At 53.0% G+C, this 17535-nt stretch carries 16 protein-coding genes; 8 read left to right on the plus strand and 8 right to left on the minus strand.

Annotated elements, in window-relative coordinates:
- The first annotated feature begins 509 nt into the window (after nucleotides 1-509).
- From aroQ to RTX30_RS01565, 3 genes are all read left to right on the plus strand, one after another.
- On the plus strand, nucleotides 510-932 hold the full coding sequence (gene aroQ / locus RTX30_RS01555) for a gamma subclass chorismate mutase AroQ (RefSeq protein ID WP_312686141.1): 423 nt from the start codon (nucleotides 510-512) through the stop codon (nucleotides 930-932).
- Nucleotides 933-1273: 341 nt separating this feature from the next.
- Nucleotides 1274-1636, plus strand: a complete 363-nt coding sequence (locus RTX30_RS01560) for a hypothetical protein (protein ID WP_312686144.1) — start codon at nucleotides 1274-1276, stop codon at nucleotides 1634-1636.
- Nucleotides 1637-1876: 240 nt separating this feature from the next.
- Nucleotides 1877-3214 (plus strand): glycosyl hydrolase family 28 protein, encoded by a 1338-nt coding sequence (locus RTX30_RS01565; protein WP_312686146.1) that lies wholly within the window; start codon nucleotides 1877-1879, stop codon nucleotides 3212-3214.
- Nucleotides 3215-3305: 91 nt separating this feature from the next.
- Here the strand turns inward: RTX30_RS01565 and RTX30_RS01570 are convergent, their stop codons facing one another.
- The 4 genes from RTX30_RS01570 to RTX30_RS01585 are packed head-to-tail and all read right to left on the minus strand — an operon-like array spanning nucleotide 3306 to nucleotide 7762.
- A complete protein-coding gene (locus RTX30_RS01570; protein ID WP_312686148.1) occupies nucleotides 3306-4001 on the minus strand; it encodes a lactate utilization protein C in 696 nt (231 codons plus the stop codon).
- Nucleotides 3994-5421 (minus strand): LutB/LldF family L-lactate oxidation iron-sulfur protein, encoded by a 1428-nt coding sequence (locus RTX30_RS01575; RefSeq protein ID WP_312686150.1) that lies wholly within the window; start codon nucleotides 5419-5421, stop codon nucleotides 3994-3996. Before RTX30_RS01575 ends, RTX30_RS01570 begins: the two co-directional genes overlap by 8 nt.
- A gap of 16 nt (nucleotides 5422-5437) precedes the next feature.
- The gene (locus RTX30_RS01580; protein WP_312686151.1) at nucleotides 5438-6157 is read right to left on the minus strand and encodes a (Fe-S)-binding protein; all 720 of its coding nucleotides are present in this window, start codon (nucleotides 6155-6157) and stop codon (nucleotides 5438-5440) included.
- Between the two features lie 51 nt (nucleotides 6158-6208).
- Complete coding sequence (locus tag RTX30_RS01585) at nucleotides 6209-7762, minus strand: L-lactate permease (protein WP_312686152.1); 1554 nt, start codon at nucleotides 7760-7762, stop codon at nucleotides 6209-6211.
- A 575-nt stretch (nucleotides 7763-8337) separates the two neighbouring features.
- Between RTX30_RS01585 and RTX30_RS01590 the strand changes: the two genes are divergently transcribed.
- The 4 genes from RTX30_RS01590 to RTX30_RS01605 all read left to right on the plus strand — a co-directional run bounded on the left by RTX30_RS01590 (nucleotide 8338) and on the right by RTX30_RS01605 (nucleotide 12729).
- A complete protein-coding gene (locus RTX30_RS01590; RefSeq protein WP_312686153.1) occupies nucleotides 8338-9405 on the plus strand; it encodes an AI-2E family transporter in 1068 nt (355 codons plus the stop codon).
- 376 nt (nucleotides 9406-9781) lie between these two features.
- On the plus strand, nucleotides 9782-10141 hold the full coding sequence (gene mdtJ, locus RTX30_RS01595) for a multidrug/spermidine efflux SMR transporter subunit MdtJ (RefSeq protein ID WP_312686804.1): 360 nt from the start codon (nucleotides 9782-9784) through the stop codon (nucleotides 10139-10141).
- Nucleotides 10128-10457 (plus strand): multidrug/spermidine efflux SMR transporter subunit MdtI, encoded by a 330-nt coding sequence (gene mdtI, locus RTX30_RS01600; RefSeq protein ID WP_312686154.1) that lies wholly within the window; start codon nucleotides 10128-10130, stop codon nucleotides 10455-10457. Before mdtJ ends, mdtI begins: the two co-directional genes overlap by 14 nt.
- 109 nt (nucleotides 10458-10566) lie before the next feature.
- Nucleotides 10567-12729 (plus strand): bifunctional diguanylate cyclase/phosphodiesterase, encoded by a 2163-nt coding sequence (locus RTX30_RS01605; protein ID WP_312686155.1) that lies wholly within the window; start codon nucleotides 10567-10569, stop codon nucleotides 12727-12729.
- A 1-nt stretch (nucleotide 12730) separates the two neighbouring features.
- Here RTX30_RS01605 and RTX30_RS01610 read toward each other — a convergent pair whose 3' ends face one another.
- The 3 genes from RTX30_RS01610 to RTX30_RS01620 all read right to left on the minus strand — a co-directional run bounded on the left by RTX30_RS01610 (nucleotide 12731) and on the right by RTX30_RS01620 (nucleotide 15889).
- Nucleotides 12731-13558, minus strand: a complete 828-nt coding sequence (locus tag RTX30_RS01610; protein ID WP_312686156.1) for a serine protease — start codon at nucleotides 13556-13558, stop codon at nucleotides 12731-12733.
- Nucleotides 13559-13839: 281 nt separating this feature from the next.
- Nucleotides 13840-14241 carry an acid resistance repetitive basic protein Asr gene (gene asr / locus RTX30_RS01615; RefSeq protein ID WP_312686158.1) on the minus strand — a complete coding sequence of 134 codons (402 nt, stop codon included), beginning with the start codon at nucleotides 14239-14241 and terminating at the stop codon, nucleotides 13840-13842.
- Nucleotides 14242-14404: 163 nt separating this feature from the next.
- On the minus strand, nucleotides 14405-15889 hold the full coding sequence (locus tag RTX30_RS01620; protein ID WP_312686160.1) for a carboxypeptidase M32: 1485 nt from the start codon (nucleotides 15887-15889) through the stop codon (nucleotides 14405-14407).
- Between the two features lie 123 nt (nucleotides 15890-16012).
- Between RTX30_RS01620 and RTX30_RS01625 the strand changes: the two genes are divergently transcribed.
- Nucleotides 16013-16105, plus strand: a complete 93-nt coding sequence (locus RTX30_RS01625; protein WP_312686162.1) for a KPN_01571 family protein — start codon at nucleotides 16013-16015, stop codon at nucleotides 16103-16105.
- 63 nt (nucleotides 16106-16168) lie between these two features.
- Here RTX30_RS01625 and RTX30_RS01630 read toward each other — a convergent pair whose 3' ends face one another.
- The gene (locus RTX30_RS01630) at nucleotides 16169-17419 is read right to left on the minus strand and encodes an MFS transporter (RefSeq protein ID WP_312686165.1); all 1251 of its coding nucleotides are present in this window, start codon (nucleotides 17417-17419) and stop codon (nucleotides 16169-16171) included.
- Nucleotides 17420-17535: the final 116 nt, after the last annotated feature.

Raw genomic sequence — 17535 nt, forward strand, 5'->3', positions numbered from 1 at the left:
CTGTTACGTTTTTTTAATTATTTCTGCGCTTAAAAACGACCGCATCCTGCCAACTACGCGGGCTGCCGATGAAAAGTATTGATATCAGGGGGTTACATTTCCTTACGCTAAGCCGCTTTGATGAAATAATAACGTCACGTAATTAATGAAAAGTGAACAGTAAAAGTTGTCGTTTTGACCGTGATGTGTGGTTTGCCGTTCTCCCCCGGGAACGGCTTTTTTTAGCCAGGACGGCAGGCATCGCGTATGTGCAGACAAAGCGACTCATCAGGCAGCCCGGGTTAAACCCCTGCGCTGCATAACGCTGGCTCTCCTTATAACCAGAATCTTACATTCGGAAACGATATAGTAAAAGTTAGTTATATTTGCGCAGGTAAATTATCTTTTCACCTTACATTGAGGGCGGGTTATGACGGTTTTCATCTCAACACTGTGCATGTCCGGTAGCATGTTTGCGGGGGCTCCGGCTTTCAGATACATCCATGCGCTTTCGCGAAAGGATGCAATTAATGCGGGAGGTGGCCGCTTACAAAGTGAAGCATCGTCTACCCGTTGAAGATTTAGAACGGGAGAAGAAAGTACTGGCGGAGGCGCGAAAGACGGCGCAGGAGGCCGATCTGGTGCCGCAATCGGTGGAACCCTTTATCAGCGCGTTAATGGAGGCAGGGAAAACAATACAGTATCGCTACCTGGCCGACTGGCCGCCGCACGCCAATCCTGCGGTCACTTACCGGGATCTGGCCGGGATCCGGCAACGTATTAATGAACTGGACAGGCAACTGCTAACCACGCTCAGCCAGCGATTGCTGTCCGGGGCATTCACATATTCAGAACGGGTGTTGTTGGCTGAGATGACGACGTCACCCAACCTTTCTGAAGCCGAAAAAGACCACCTTCTTGATACCCTGCGTGTTATTCAGCGTGCCGGGTAGGCGTCTGTTAGCCGGAGATGCAGAGATGTTATTCCTCATTTTAAGGAAGGCGGAGTCTGTGCCGCATCCCTGTTTTCTCTACCGCACATGTTATGCGCAAGGGCCGCCTGCCTGTGGCGCAGACGCGAATATTCACCCTACAAAATACGTTGATGCTTTAAAACGGTATTACAGGTGCGAGGTGTTATAACAAAATCCGTCCTCGCGGGATAATAACGAGAATGATGTGATTCGCAGTGTTAATTTTTGCGATGTTCAATACTGTTTATTTAACTACCTCCGGTTAACAATAACGTAAAAGCAAACCATTAACGGTAGTCATTGTTATTTTCGGAGTGGTCATGGCATCTGAAGCGCATCATTTTATTGTCTCTATCGTGAGTAATTTTAAAGCGTCCGTTGGGGTGATGAACGTATTGATGCTTGAACCCGAGGAGTACGAAGCTTTGCTTCTGTTGTACAGCAAACTGACCGCTCTACGGGCAGGCATTGAACAGGATCTGCGCGTGTTAACCAAAGCCAGTCTGGATAGCAATGCCAGGCTTTGCCTTTATCAGATCTACAAAGGGCTAAACACCCTGAATAATTGTCTTGCGGGCTTGAGGAATACCCCATTATCTGAACAGTTTTATTTTGATTTCGACGATTTTAAGCACGCTGTTAATTCCCTTGATGCATTGTCCGGGCGGCTTTGGGCAACATAAGCGAGTAACGAATAAACATAAGCCGAAAAGGATTAATACAAAATAAACACCAGCCATAGTGAAAAAACAGCGAAAATGAATCCACCCGGAACACTGTATTAATGCGCAAAAGGGACTGGAGACGATCCATTTTCTCTCTTCTCCTGGTCGCGTTACCTGCATTCGCCGCAGAATATGCATTTCCTCCCGGGTTAGCAGAGGATCAGGACCAAACCGCCACCATTTTATATTAGGAGCATTATGTTTTTACGCCGTTTTCATATGAACAGCATTCTTAGCGGCATGATTGTCGTTCTGGTATCTGCGTGCAGCGCGACAGTATCCGCCCGGGAGAGTCTGGATCTGCCAGAGCCAGCGTTGCCCACACGTGTCTGTGCAAAACTGGCTCCCATTGCTGCTTCCTCAACAGAGGATGATACCCAGCGGCTGCAGTCGGCGGTGGATCACTGCCCGCAGGGTGCGGCGGTACAACTCCAGGCCGGGCGCTTCGCCAGCGGGCCGCTTAACATGAAATCTGGTGTGACGCTATGGCTGTTGCGGGGGGCCGTGCTGGCAGCCAATACGGACCCGCGTGTTTATGACAAAAACGGGCACTGTGGAACACTCGACCATAAAGGGAATGGCTGCCGGCCCTTTATTCTTTTTAATGCGACATCCGGCGCGGGCATAACCGGAGAAGGGACAATTGACGGGCAGGGTGGCGAGCCGATGAAAGGGAAGAACGAAAGCTGGTGGCAGCTGGCACGTCGGGCGCAGAAAGAAGGGGGAGCACAGAATGTTCCTCGCCTGATTGAAGCCGATAATGCCTCCGCCATAGTTTTTCATGGGATTTCCCTGCGTAATTCGCCCGGATTCCATGTCATCCTGAAAAACGTCAACGACGCGACGTTCTGGGGTGTGCGCATTGACACCCCGGCGGATGCCCGTAACACGGACGGCATAGATCCCATTTCGTCACAGAATATCCTTATCGCACATAGCTTCATCAGAACCGGTGATGACAATGTGGCGATAAAAGCAGGCGCGGGTGGGGCAACCCGCCACGTAGTGCTACTGGATAACCACTTTTACTGGGGGCACGGAATGTCTATCGGTAGCGAGACAGTAGGCGGCGTCAGCGACATTTATGTTCGCGATCTGACGCTTGATGGCACGACTTCCGGGCTTCGCATTAAGAGTGACGTCAGTCGGGGCGGCCTGGTCAGCGATATTCGTTATGAAAATATTTGCCTGCGGGGAAATCGCCGGCCTGTCGATTTTGATACGCAATATGACGCACACGCTGTGGGTCACGCCATTCCCGTCTACCGCAATATCTCACTGCGTCATGTTTCCGGCGAAACCGGGCAACTGATCGTAAAGGGCTATGATGCACTTCACCCTGTGCAGATTGTGCTAAACGGTGTGCATTTTAGTAATGCTGCCCGCTGGCTCATCGAATCAGCGCAGATCAGCGCGGGGCCAGACGGTGTCTCACCTGTTCCGCCGGGCGAGGCTGGGCTAAACGCAATCACGGCGACCAGGGATTGCGCTACACGCTGGGTGCCCTTTCCTGTAACCGGTGCTTCCGTCCACTAAATATGCCGGGTTTTTCCGGTTATCGCGCAAGGCCATAAGCCCTCCATACAGGAGGGCTGCCGGGTGTGGTTTACATCTCAGCCCTGAGCTATCAGCAATCTTCAATGATCAGATACGCGGCATTTACCGGACCATGAACGCCCACCACTTTGATCAGTTCAATGTCTGCTGTTGAACTGGGGCCGCCGATCAGGTTGATACAAGAAGGCATACGTTCGCCCGCCTGTGCTTTTTGATGGAGCGCTTGCGCCAGTTGCGCCACGCGCGGAAGGATGCAGCTTTTTCGCACGACAAAAATAGAGGCGGCGGGTAACAGACTCAGCGATCGACCACGTTCAGGCGACGAGTAAAGCACCACGCCACCGGACTCGGTTAAACCATATTCAGCGAAGACTACCCCCACTTTGGCTTGTTCCGCCTTGCGGATGTTCTCTTCACCTTTGGCCGGATCCCAAATAAACGCATCATAAACTTCCTCAAGACGCTGCGTGATGCCCAATGCTTTCAGCCGTTCATCGCCGCTGACCACCACGGGCTGGCTGCCATATTTTTTGCATAAGTTCAGCACCGCTTCGCCTGCGTTTTCCTCGCGGGTCAACTCACAGTGCGCCAGCATCACCGTCGAGGCCACCTCGATAAATTGATCGCAGCGCTGCTGCAGGCTTAGCCCGGTGAGACGCGTCTGCGCGAAGTTGTTCACGGGTGGCGTTCCTTGTTCCGGTGTGTAACGTATTTCCCGTCCCAGTGCCTGGCTGATGGTGGTCAAAAATGCCATTCGATTATCCATTCTTCTTCCCCTGCGCCTGATGTTTTTTGAACCAGCGACGAAAACTTTCGCCATCTGCGTCTGGCAAGTCACGCGCTTGCGTCCAGTCGCCGATCGCGCCGATCCGAAGCGGTGTTTTGCCGCCTTTAATAAACCAGCTTGCCACCTGCGCTCCGGCGATCATGCCGACTTTCCATAAACCGGGGTGGCTGTTGGCATAGGTGAACATTTTCATTGCGCGCTGTTCTGCTTTAGGGGTTAATCCTTCCTCTGCCATGACACGACGATGGCGAAGGATTAATGTAGACAGGGGAATACGTACCGGGCAGACACTGTCGCAGGCAGTGCACAGCGAGCAGGCATAGGGCAGGTCTTTGAAATCTTTATACCCGCCGAGTAAAGGCGAAATGACCGCGCCAATGGGTCCAGGATAGATAGAGCCGTAGCCGTGTCCGCCGATATGTCGGTAGGCGGGGCACGTATTCATACAGGCACCGCAGCGGATACAGCGCAACACATCGCGAAAATCGGAGCCGAGGACTGCAGAGCGGCCATTATCAACAATAACCAGATGAAACTCTTGCGGCCCATCCACCTGATCGGCCTCGCGCGGCCCCGTCAGCCATGTGTTATAACCGGTGAGGCGTGCGCCAACCGCGCTGCGGGCGAGCATTGTAATAAGCACATCGATGTCTTCAAACGTCGGTGCAATACGCTCCATACCCATTACGGCGATATGCGTTTTCGGTAGTGTCGTGCACATCCGCGCATTACCTTCGTTGGTTACCAGGCAGACCGACCCCGTTTCAGCAACAGCAAAATTACAACCGGTTACGCCCACTTCCGCGCTCAGAAACTCCTGGCGGATCTTCTGACGAATAAACAGGGTCATCGCTTCCGGTGTTTCAGGGCCATCGTAACCCAGGTGTTCGTGCAGGACGCGGCGGATCTGATAGCGATCTTTATGAATAGCAGGCACAACAACATGGGAGGGCGGATCCTGATCCAGTTGCAGAATATACTCGCCCAGATCGGTTTCAATCACCTGAATCCCGGCATCCTGTAATACCGCGTTCATGCCAATCTCTTCCGTGACCATCGATTTTGACTTCACCACTTTGCGCGCCTGTTTGGACTGCGCCACCGATAAGATATAGTGCGTGGCCTCTTCTTTTGTTTTCGCGAAAAAAACATGGCCGCCATTTTCTGTCACTTTTTCGGAAAGTTGATACAAATAGGCGTCGAGGTTATCAAGAACGTGTTCCCGGATCTGGCTGGCACGCTCCCGCCATGCGTCCCAGTTTCCCAGTTCCTCCACCATCCGCTGGCGGTTAATACCAATCCGCTGCTGCGCATTAGCCACCGCTTTACGCATAATAGGATCGTCTAACTGCTGGCGGATCCGCGATTTAAAATCCGTATTGCTGGTTTTTAAAGACATGATGCTCTTCTCCCGGTTAGCGGCTCATCAGTACTTCGGCAATATGCATAACTTTTACATTCCGGCCTTCGCGCTGGAGACGTCCGCCAATATTCAGCAGGCAGCTGACATCTGCGCCAATCAGGTATTCCGGCTGCGCATCCATTAAATGGGCGACTTTTTCTTTCACCATTTCGCCCGAAATCTCAGCCATTTTTACCGAGAAGGTGCCGCCAAACCCGCAGCAGGTCTCCTGATCCGTAAAGGGAAGCAGCTCAAGGCCTTTCACATGATTGAGGAGTGTCAGCGGCTCTTCTTTAACGCCTAATTTGCGTGAGAGGCTACAAGAAGGATGGTAAACGGCTTTGCCAGCCAGACTGGCCCCCACATCGACAACGCCAAGTTTATTCACAATAAAAGAGGTCAGGTCGTGCATTCTGGCGGCCACGTTCTCGGCCCGTCGCGCCCACTCTGGCTCTTCGGCCAGGTAGCCTGGGTAGCTTTTAATGGCATACGTACATGAGCCTGCGGGAGAAATAATCGGGTCGTCATTTTCCTCCAGCGCTGCGATGAGGTTTTTCATGCCTGGAATCGCTTCTTTTATATACCCGCTGTTCATGGCGGGCTGGCCGCAACACCCCTGTTTTTCAGGGAAAGCGACCTGACAGCCGAGCTGTTCAAGCAATAACACCGAATCGCGCGCCATACGCGATTTCAACGCATCACCAATACAGGTGACATAGAAATTGACGTTCATTGTGAACTCCATTGCTTTTATAAATAGACCCGGTTCCGCGATGCGGTGCCGTTAAGCCATAAACCAGTAATAAAAAAGGCCAACCTTCAGCCCAAGAATGAAGATATAAGCGGCACAGTACTTCATGGTGCCTGTCATGATCGTGCCGCCTTGCCCCTCCATACGTGTGGCAGAAACGGCAATGGCAATACTTTGCGGAGAGATCATTTTCCCGCCCGTTGCGCCGGCGGTATTGGCCGCCGCGAGCCAGTTTGGATCGATGTGCAGCTTTTCCGCCGCCATGGTTTGAAGCTTGCCGAACAGGACGTTGGAATTGGTATCGCTGCCGGTGACAAACGTGCCAAGTGCGCCAATGACGGGCGAGATAAAGACAAACGCCCCGCCAGTCAGTTGCACCATCGACTGGGCCAGGGTGGAAATCAGCCCGCTGACGTCCATCACGGTTGCCAGCGCGACGATGGCCATAATCGCGATGATCGAATTTTTCAACTGGTATACGGTCGCGACAAACACCTGCAACATGCCGTGCGGTGATGCCCCCTGGATAAAGCCGCCAATCAGGGTGGCAAGGATGATCAGTACGCCTGGCGTGGCAAGCCATTCCACCTTCAGCGTTAATGTGTCTCCGTTTGCCAGCGGGAAGTGCAGCACGGAGGCAATCTGCGACACCGCAGATTTGATGCCAGGGAAAAGCGGTGAGCAGAGCAGAATGAATACAAACATCAAAATATAAATGGAACAGGTGCGTAGCAGCACGCACGCAGAACGTGGCGCCGCGTCGGTTTTGTTTTTATTCTCGACTCGCCACTCAGTATCGGTTTTGCCGTTGCGCGCACGGCCAGCCAGCGCCACCACGACCAGGCTCACCAGACTACCGGCAAAGGCAGGCAATTCAGCACCGAGATGAACTGCCACGAGGTACTGGGGGAGAAGGGTTGCCACCCCGCATAGGAGCGTAATGCCAAACACACCGCGAATCGCCCGCAAGCCGCCGCCAATGATGCAAACGATCACAAACGGCAGCACGATGTTGAACACGGCGAGTTGCATGATAATGGTGCCGCCTAGCGTGTTAACCGACAAATGCACCTGTTCAGCCAGAATGGTGACGGGAATACCCACTGCGCCAAAAGCCGTGGGAACCGTGTTAGCAACCAGCGAGGCGACAGCCGCTTTCAGGGGCGGAAAACCCAGGGTGATCAGAATACCGATAGGTATAGCGACGGCCGTACCATAACCGGCTGCCGCTTCCAGAAAACCGCCGAAACACCAGGAAATAAGCAGTACCTGGATCCGCTTATCATCACTGATGCCAATAAGCACATCGCGCAAAATAGCGAGTGCGCGTGTCGCCTGCATCACGTTGTAACTGTAAATCGCCCCCAAAATTACAATCACAATTGGCCACAAACCCTTCAGGGCGCCGTACGTCAGGGCGGGGCGCAGTGTTTCCTCTGGCATATGCCAGAACACCATCGCCAGGCCGCACGTCAAGGCGAGCGTGATCAGCACGGCGTAATGAATAGGGGTTTTCACTTTCAGTATTAAAAAGACCATTAGCATGAGCGGAAGGAGGCCCAGCGCAAAAAGGAGGAATTCGGGCATTATAAAGTCCTGTGTTTAAACTTTGGTGGTTTTGTATGACAAATAACAGGACGAGGTTATAACCGACTGCGCAGCGGTAAATCGTTCGAGTGGATCGCTTCAGCAAAAATAAAACTAAAAAAAATCAACAAAAGATGCACAACTATTTAAATATTGTTAATTTTTATTTAAATCTACATACCACGATTAACCAATATAACAATATGGGGGTAGGCAACAGGAAGAGCGATATCGGGCACGCAGTACCGCTGTGGCGCCGACCCGTTCCGCGCTGATCGTGCTTTCCTGTGTTGCTTGCTGGCCCACCCGTCGCCCGGGCACCTGAAACGGTGTTGTCGCAAAATGTGGTGCTGAGTTGACTCGCATGTGCCTGCTTTGCCGAACCGTAAAAAAACGGGGGTGCATGTGGCGCTGTGCCATTCATAGACACGGCAGTTTATCCACGGTGGGGCTAACGCCGCTACGAAATTATTCTGCCGCATAAGCTCTGTCTAATAGGTAGCTGCCGCCATTGTTTTTACAATCCATGACGAAATCACTACACTGGGACGTAATGTAACCAGTGGATGGCCTGAATGACGACGCTTAAAATTAATAATTTCTTCTTTATCATTTTGTTATTACTGGTCAGTCTGGCCTTTTTCAGCCTGATCCAACCGTACTACTCCGCGATTATTTGGGCGGTCATTCTGGCGCTGATTTTTTACCCATTGCGGACGCGTTTAACGACAATGCTGAACGGGCGAAACGGTATCGCCTCACTGATTACCGTGTTGTTAATCTGCGTAATTGTGTTTATTCCCATGATGATGGTGTTATCGTCGCTGGCGGTTGAAATGAATGGCCTGTATCAGCGACTGCAAAATAACTCAACGAATTTGCCGCAATTATTGAGTGATGGCATTGCGCATTTGCCATCGTGGGCGAGAAATTATCTGCGGGAAAATGATTTTGATTCTGTCGTGACTATTCGCGAAAAACTCTCCGGCGCGGCGTTAAGCGTCGGACGCTACCTGGCAGGCAGCGCGGTGTTGATTGGCAAGGGCACGCTGGGCATCACCATCAGTTTCTGCTTAATGGTCTATTTGCTGTTTTTCCTGCTGAAAGATGGCGCGCTATTGGTGCGCAAAATTTATGAAGCGACCCCATTATCGGCAAAAGTAAAACGTCGCCTGTTCCTGAAGTTTGCCGGTGTGGCGCGCGCTACAGTGAAAGGCACGCTGGTGGTGGCGATTGTTCAGGGGGCGCTCGGCGGCATGGGTTTCTGGTTTGCCGGTTTTCATGGCAGCCTGCTCTGGGCGGCGCTAATGGCCTTCCTGTCACTGATTCCGGCGGTGGGAACCGCGATTGTCTGGATCCCGGCAGTCATTTTCCTTTATGCCACCGGTGAACTCGTGACGGCAACGATGCTGACCCTCTACTTTGTGATAGTGGTTGGGCTGGCGGACAATATCCTGCGGCCATTGCTGGTGGGCAAAGATACCCGTATGCCGGACTACCTGATCCTGCTGACGACGCTCGGCGGGCTGCAATTTTTCGGTATCAATGGCTTTGTCCTGGGTCCGCTGATTGCCGCGCTGTTTATTTGCTCATGGAATTTGCTGGCGGAAGCGCAGGGCGGTACTGCAAAAGAGGTTAAATAAACGGTGGCGCACCGGCTGATATTTTATCTGGTGCGCTAAACGAGGCGTAAAGAATTGCAAAGGCTTTGAGTAAAACCTTAGCTTGTGATAGAAATAAGCGGTGTTTAACTACCGGAGACAATTTTAATCCGCTACGATGAGAAGCAATTTGCGGATAATTGTAATTATATGGACATTCTGTTCAGTAAATTCCCTTCTGTTTTTTCCCTTCCTGCTGATTGCGGCTACCTGCTTGCCGGTGAACAATACTGGCGCTCGGCGCTATAGTTTTCTTTCTTCCTGAGCTGACGCACTGGCGCGGCTGATATTGTTATTTTTTCCGGTTTTCCATTTCAGGTAAACCGCAATGAACTCTATTCTCAGCGGGAGAAAGAAAATGTTTTATTGGATTTTATTGGCGTTGGCGGTTGCTGCCGAAATAACCGGCACATTGTCGATGAAATGGGCGAGTATGAGCGATACACACGGCGGCTTTATTTTAATGCTGGTGATGATTGCGTTGTCCTATATTTTGCTGGCATTTGCCGTTAAAAAAATCGCCCTTGGCGTGGCCTATGCGTTATGGGAAGGCATCGGGATAGTGTTGATCACGGTTTTCAGTGTTTTCCTGTTCGATGAGCCCTTGTCTTCGTTGAAAGTGGCAGGCCTGACGACGCTGGTGCTTGGCATTGTTTTGATCAAGTCAGGTACGCGTAAACCACCACGGTCGCAGGAGCGAAAACATGTCACAGTTTGAGTGGGTTCACGGTCTGTGGCTGGCCAGTGCAATTGCGCTGGAAATTATCGCGAATATTTTCTTAAAATTCTCTGATGGTTTCCGCCACAAACGGTATGGTTTCGTGTCACTGGCGGCCGTCCTGGCAGCATTTAGCGCCTTGTCACAGGCGGTTAAAGGGATCGATCTTGCCGTGGCGTATGCCCTGTGGGGCGGTTTCGGTATTGTTGCTACGCTGGCGGCAGGATGGATTCTTTTTGGTCAACGTCTCAATTATAAAGGCTGGCTGGGCTTGCTATTGTTAATCGTCGGTATGACACTGATTAAACTCGCCTGATGGGGTCGCTGCTCGTTATCATGGGCAGCGAAATTCACCGGCTGTATTACGCTTAAATAATTATCACATCTATTAATTGCTTTTGCGGGCCACCATTGAGAGGCGGCGAATGTTTAATCCGTTAAGCTGGCGCAATATCCCTACCGCCCGAACCCTGTTTATCATGATTTTTATGGCAGGGATTGGCCTGATTATTTCTGTAGTCGCACTGCTTTATCTTTCGTTACACCTGATCAGCACCCAAACCAATGAAATCGACAAGCATCGCACTTCGCTGGCAGTGCAGGGAGCCGTTCAGACGGCGGTTAACCGCACACGCTCGCTGGTGATTGATAATGCTATCTGGGATGAAGCGGTGCGCGAAGCCTATCATCCTCAGCCAGACAGTCAGTGGTTTTATAAGACCTGGGGCGAAGGTTTTAAAGTCAATAATCTCTATGACGGCACGTTTGTGCTGGATGAACATTTCCGCGTGATTTGGGGAGCTTTTCTCGGCGCGCCTTTTACGGAAAGTAATCTCGCTTTTTTTGGCGACGGTATGGCGGCGTTAATCCGCGATCATGCGTTTTCGCTTCAGGCGGGAAAAGAGGTTTATGCCGGGATCACCCGCACCCGCGAAGGGGTGGCATTTATCAGCATCGGGCTTATTCGTCCTACGGTCGGTCGTCTTGATGTGAGTGATGGCACGCGCCGTTACCTGGTGATCACCCGCCATCTGAATGCAACGATCCTGCATGACCTTGGCGCCACCTTTCAGATTGAAAACCTGAGTTATTCCCCCGGTGTGGCAACGGATGCCAGCATCCCGCTACGTGGTTCTGCCGGCGAATTGCTGGGCTACCTGAGCTGGACACCTGCGCTGCCCGGCGCACAGGCTGCCCGCGCAGCGGCTGGGCAAATCCGCCAGATTGCGCTTTTTAGCTCTGCGTTAATTTTGCTGTTCAGCGTGTTGAGCTGCGCCGGATTGTACAAACTGGCGAAAGGGGAAAAAATCGCCCGCAAAATTGCCCTGACGGACTGGTTAAGCCGCTTACCTAACCGGCGTGCGCTGATTGAGCATCTGGAGCAGTTGAGTGCGCAGGGCGATCGCGAACTGATCAGTGTGGTGTTTATCGATCTTGATGGTTTTAAAGATATTAATGACATCTATGGCCATGACGTTGGCGATCGATTGATTGCGACTATCGCCCAAACGCTGCGGGAGAAAGTGCCCATTGATGGCATGCTGGCGCGGATGGGCGGTGACGAGTTCGCCATGACCATTAGCGGGCCCTGGTCGGTGGAGAAAGCGGCAGAGTTTGCGCAGGCGGTGTTGCACTATCTGGAAATGCCGGTGCGCATTGGCCGCCGCACGATCCATATCGGTGCCAGTATCGGTATTGCCAGCGGTACGCTGGTGGAGTGCTCAAGTACCGAACTGTTCCGGCGTGCCGATATTGCGATGTACCACTCCAAAAGTAGCGGTAAAGCGCGGATGACACATTACGACGCGGAACTGAACAGCGCCCGTGAACGGCAGCTATTAATTGAAAATGATATCCGCGAGGGGCTGGAGCGCGATGAGTTTGATGTCTGGTATCAGCCGATTGTGGATGCTCGCAGCCAGACGATGATCGGTGTCGAAGCGCTGGCCCGCTGGCCGCACCGACCCGGTGGTGAGTTGCGGCCCGATGAATTTATTCCGGTAGCGGAAACCAGCGGTCTTATTTACGCGCTGGGCCAGTTTGTGCTGCGTCGTGCATGCCAGGATCTGGAACCCCTGAGCACGCTGAAACTGTCGGTCAATATCTCCCCGGCGCAGTTTCGCGATCCGGAATTTGAAAATAAAGTGGCCAGCGTGCTGGAAACTACGCGGTTTCCGGCTAAGCGGCTGCAACTGGAAGTCACGGAAACGTACGTACTGGAAAACCCGGAGCGCGCACGTTCTGCCATTGCCAATTTGAAAGCGCTAGGGACGGCGGTGGCGCTGGATGATTTTGGTACCGGTTATTCGAGCATTGGTTATTTGCGGCGTTTTAATTTCGACACCATCAAAATCGACAAATCACTGGCCGGGCTGGTAGAAGAGGATGAGCAGGCTTCGGCGCTGGTCGGAGGGACGGTCCGTATTGCCAGTGCGCTGGGAATGCAGGTCGTGGCCGAAGGGGTGGAAAATGAGAAACAGATGAAGTTGCTGCGGCTGGCCGGATGCGACCAGCTACAAGGCTACTATTACAGTGCGCCAAAGCCGCTGCAGGAAATTTTGCAACTGCCTTTACTGCGGCAACGCTGAGTTATTCCTCATCTTTTGCCAGCGCTTCCAGTTTGTCGCGAAAACCCGTCACTGAAATGGCGCGGTTATCGGCGCGCCAGCGATCTTTCGCCGCCGGCGCGGAGCTTTGTACGGCAATCAACTGCCAGCCTGCGTCGGTTTTGAGCATTAACGGGGAACCACTGTCACCCGGCAAGGTATCGCACTGGTGCGAAAGTACACTGTTTTGCGCCCAGCCGGTCACTACACAATCCTGATGACTGTAGAGTAAATCGAGATGATCTTCGGGATAACCCGACTGGGTCACTTTCCGGTCGGTGGCTTTTAGCGCCGCCGTAAGCGCATCTTTATCGCCCGCAAAGAGCGGTAGCGGCGTGATACCGGAGGGGGGATTTCGCAACACCACCAGGCCAAAATCCCACGAGGCGGCAGAAGAGGGAACGATCCAGCCGTCGCCGTCGGCTTTCAGGCGGTGACCGAGAGAGGGATCGACTCGTCCTTCGATATCATGAATTTCATAACGCCAGACACCTTTTTGCGACACAAACCGCAGGGCGATGGCTTTATCGACTTTTCCGCGCGGCGGTGTTAACAGGCAATGCCCGGCGGTTAAGGCCAGGTGCGGAGAGATAAGGGTGGCAGTGCACAAATTGCCGCTGGCGGTTTCCAGTTGACCAATGGCATCCCACGGCGCTTTGGTGGGGTTGGCGACACGCACACGATCATCATGACCAAAAAAAAGCGTTTGCACATCGTGGCTGCTTACGGCGTCATCATCGCCTTCGTCAGCGTGTCCAACAGCGGAAAACAACAGCAGCGGTCCCAACAACAGCACAACGGTTTTTCGCATATCACACTCTGGTGGGGTAATTATGATTATTAACTTTAAGCCCAGGTTAATAAATATAGACGGGACACAAGCAAAGTGGGAGCAAAATCAGCTAACTACATCAGTAAAGGTAAAAGCGGACGGCGATAAGCGCGCAAATAATCAACATCGCCAGAATAACTTCAAAACGATAACGTCGCAGCATATTGCCCTCCAGAGAAAAGCGGCGCTTCCCCCAAAGGTTCAGCGCCGGTTTGTCACAGCACCCTGTAAGCGGATGCCGGATTCAGTCACGCGGTGTCTTATGCAGCCGGTTGAGCAGCTGGTTTAGCGGTATGTTTTACATGTTTAGTGTGTTTAACATGTTTTTTAGCAGCCTGCGCTTTCTGTTCTACAGCAGGTTTAGCGGCTTTTTTGTGATGTTTTTTGGCTTTAGCAGCCTGCGCTTTTTGCTCTACAGCCGGTTTGGCGGCTTTTTTGTGATGTTTCTTGGCTTTTGCTGCTTGTGCTTTCTGCTCTACGGCTTTTTTGTGTTTTTTATGCACTTTTTTCGCTGGTGCGGCTTTGGTGGTGGTGGTTGGTGCAGCGGTAGTTGCAGCCGGAGCAGCAGCCGGAGCCTGAGTAGAGGTTGCCGTGTCAGCGGCGAACGCAACGGAAGACAGACCCATAGCAGCGGCAACAACCAGAGCTAATACTTTTTTCATTCCGATATCCTCGAATTAGTTTCATCATTCAACCCCACTGCGGGGCCGTTGAAAGAACTATATCCCTAAAAAATCAGGCGTTCCGTGAGTGATTAGTATCGGCGTGTAACGTAATGTACAACGAGGAAAAGGGCGCCGGGAAGGCTGTCCCGGCGCGGGATTATCAAAGATAACGGCGGGTAAGATGCTGGCGGAAATAGTGGCTATTCAGCGCTTCACCTGTGGCATTTTTAATGAGCTGTTCGGTACTGAAGCGGCTGCCGTGTTGCCAGATATTCTGGCGCAACCAGTCGAACAAGGCGCTGAAATCACCGGCTGCAATCGCCCCGTCAAGACCCGGAAGCGCGGTGCGCGCGGCGTGGAAAAGCTGCGCGGCGTACATTGCGCCCAGCGTATAGGACGGGAAGTAGCCGAAGCCGCCGTCGGTCCAGTGAATGTCCTGCATGCAGCCGTTGCGGTAGTTGCCTTCCGTGGAAAGCCCAAGCCATGCCTGCATTTTTTCATTCCACAGCGCCGGAATATCCCCCACCTCAATATCGCCATCCATCAGGGCGCGTTCAATCTCATAACGCAGGATCACATGCGCCGGGTAACTGACTTCATCCGCATCGACACGGATGTAACCGGGTTTAACCCGTTGATTCCATGCAATAAAATTCTCTTCTTCGAATGCAGGTTGCATACCGAAACGCGCGACAATAGCGGGCTGCAGGCGACGCAGGAAGGCATCGCTGCGGCCCAGCTGCATCTCGAAAAACAGGCTTTGCGATTCGTGGATCGCCGTGGAGCGCGCCAGCGCAATTGGCTGCCCCGGCCAGCTACGCGGCAGGTTCTGTTCATAGCGTGCGTGCCCGGTTTCATGCACCACGCCAAACAGGGCGCTGAGCAGTTCGTTTTCATCGTAGCGAGTGGTAATGCGCACATCTTCCGGTACGCCGCCGCAGAAAGGGTGTGCGCTGACATCCAGACGCCCGCCGTTAAAGTCAAACCCCAGTACCTGCATTGCCTGCAGGCCCAGTTCGCGCTGATCGGCGATGGGGAACGGCCCTTGCGGGGCAATCAGAGCCTGTTGCGCCTGCTTTGCCACCGCCTGGTTCAGCAAGTCCGGAAGCCAGGACTTCACGTCGCCAAACAGTTCATCAAGCCGGGCGCTGGTCATATCCGGCTCGTATTTATCGAGCAGGGCATCATACGGTGAGCAGCCTTTAGCGTCGGCGCGTAACCGGGCCTCTTCGCGGCTGAGTTTGACAACCTCTTTTAGATTGGCGGAAAAGCCCACCCAGTCGTTATTGGGTCGTTGCGTACGCCAGGCGTGTTCGCACTTACTACCGGCCAGTGACTGCGCTTCTACCAGGGTTTCTGGCAGCAGCGCGGCTTCCTGATAATGACGATGCATTTCCCGAAGGTTGGCTTGTTCGATGTCGTTGAGATCTTCTTGCTGCGCTGCCTGCAGCCACTGTGCCACGTTCTTATCGGTCAGGATCTGGTGGCGCAGGACACTTAACTCCGCCAGCGCTTCACCCCGCGCCGCGCTACCGCCCGGTGGCATCATGGCAAACATGTCCCAACCGGCGATGGCAGCAAGATGCGAAAAGCGCGACAGGCGCAGGAAGGTGCGGGTGAGTTGCTGGTAGTTTTGCTTGTCCATCAATGCCTCATATTTTTCTGTTTTGCGACGAATAACCACCTAAAGTGGTAGTTAATCCGTAAAGCATGGAATTTGTACCATAATAGATACATCTCAACGACATAACCAATATACAGCACGATTATGAATCCGTTTGTATGGGTAATGATTGCTCTGATGGCGCTTGATGCCGTGCGGGAATTGCAGGGTGCGGCATCGATCCTGAGCCTGTTTTAATACGGGCGGACACAGCGCACATAAAAAACCCCGCCAGAGCGGGGTTGTAAAACGGTTATTGCCTTAACGCAGCCGCGCATGAAGCTGGCTGCCGACGAACACGGCGAGCACCAGCATGGCGGCAATAAATCCGCCGACGCCATTCCAGCCATAGTTGTGCCAGAACACACCGCCTAACGTCCCCGCCACGCTGGACCCCAGATAGTAGCTGAACAGATACAACGACGATGCCTGACCTTTGGCACGACGTGCGCGCGGGCCAATCCAACTGCTGGCGACCGAGTGCGCGGCAAAGAACCCGGCGGTAAAAAGCAACATACCGGCAAAAATTAACCACAAGGAGGCAAACAGGGTCAGTAACAGGCCCAGCAACATAACGCTGCTGGCACCCATCATCACCGGGCCACGGCCATACTGGCTGGTCAGCGCGCCCGCTTTAGGTGAACTCCAGGTCCCGGTCAGGTAGGCAATCGATAACAAACCGACTACCGCCTGGCTCAGCATCCACGGTGACTGCATCAACCGGTAACCAATGTAGTTAAACAGGGTGACGAACGAGCCCATCAACAGAAAACCTTCAAGAAACAGCAGCGGCAGGCCTTTGTCACGCCAGTGTAGCCGGAAGTTAATGAACAAGGTTTTGGGGCGCAGCGATGAAGGACGGAAATGGCGTGATTCCGGTAAAATTTTCCAGAACATCAGCGCAGACGCCAGCGCGAAGCACCCGATGGCTGCCAGCGCGATCCGCCAGTTAAAAAAGTCGGTAAAAACACCGCTGATCAAACGCCCACTCATTCCGCCGATCGAGTTTCCGCTGATGTACAACCCCATCGAGAAGGCCACAAAGCTGGGGTGGATCTCTTCGCTTAAATAGGTCATGCCGACCGCCGCCACGCCGCTCAACGACAACCCCAGCAGCGCGCGCATCACCAGGATGCCGTGCCAACTGGTCATCATCGTGGACAATAACGTGCAGCAGGACGCCAGCAGAAGGGCGGCCACCATCACTTTTTTGCGCCCAATGGCATCTGACAGTGGGCCAGTAAACAGCAGGCCAACCGCCAGCATGGCAGTAGAGACGGAAAGGGAAATACTGCTACTGGCCGGAGAAATGCCGAATTCCTGAGACAGCACCGGCAGGATCGGTTGTACGCAGTAAAGCAGGGCGAAGGTCGCCAGCCCGGCAGAGAACAAGGCCAGCGTAACGCGCATAAATTGGGGAGTACCACGTTTAATAAATTGCCCCGGCGCAGCGACGGACGGTTCATTGACGCCACTTGCCGGGCTGGTGTCAACGGTTGTTGTACGACTCACTTGAGATCCTTACGTTTGTTCCCGTGATTTGGGTGACGGGCTTACCACACGCTAAGGGTATGAAACGAGGAATATTCTGTCTAATATATTAATAATCTCAAATAAGACCTTATACA

Origin of the sequence: Kosakonia sp. (genome assembly GCF_032052965.1) — a bacterium.
Taxonomy (GTDB): domain Bacteria; phylum Pseudomonadota; class Gammaproteobacteria; order Enterobacterales; family Enterobacteriaceae; genus Kosakonia.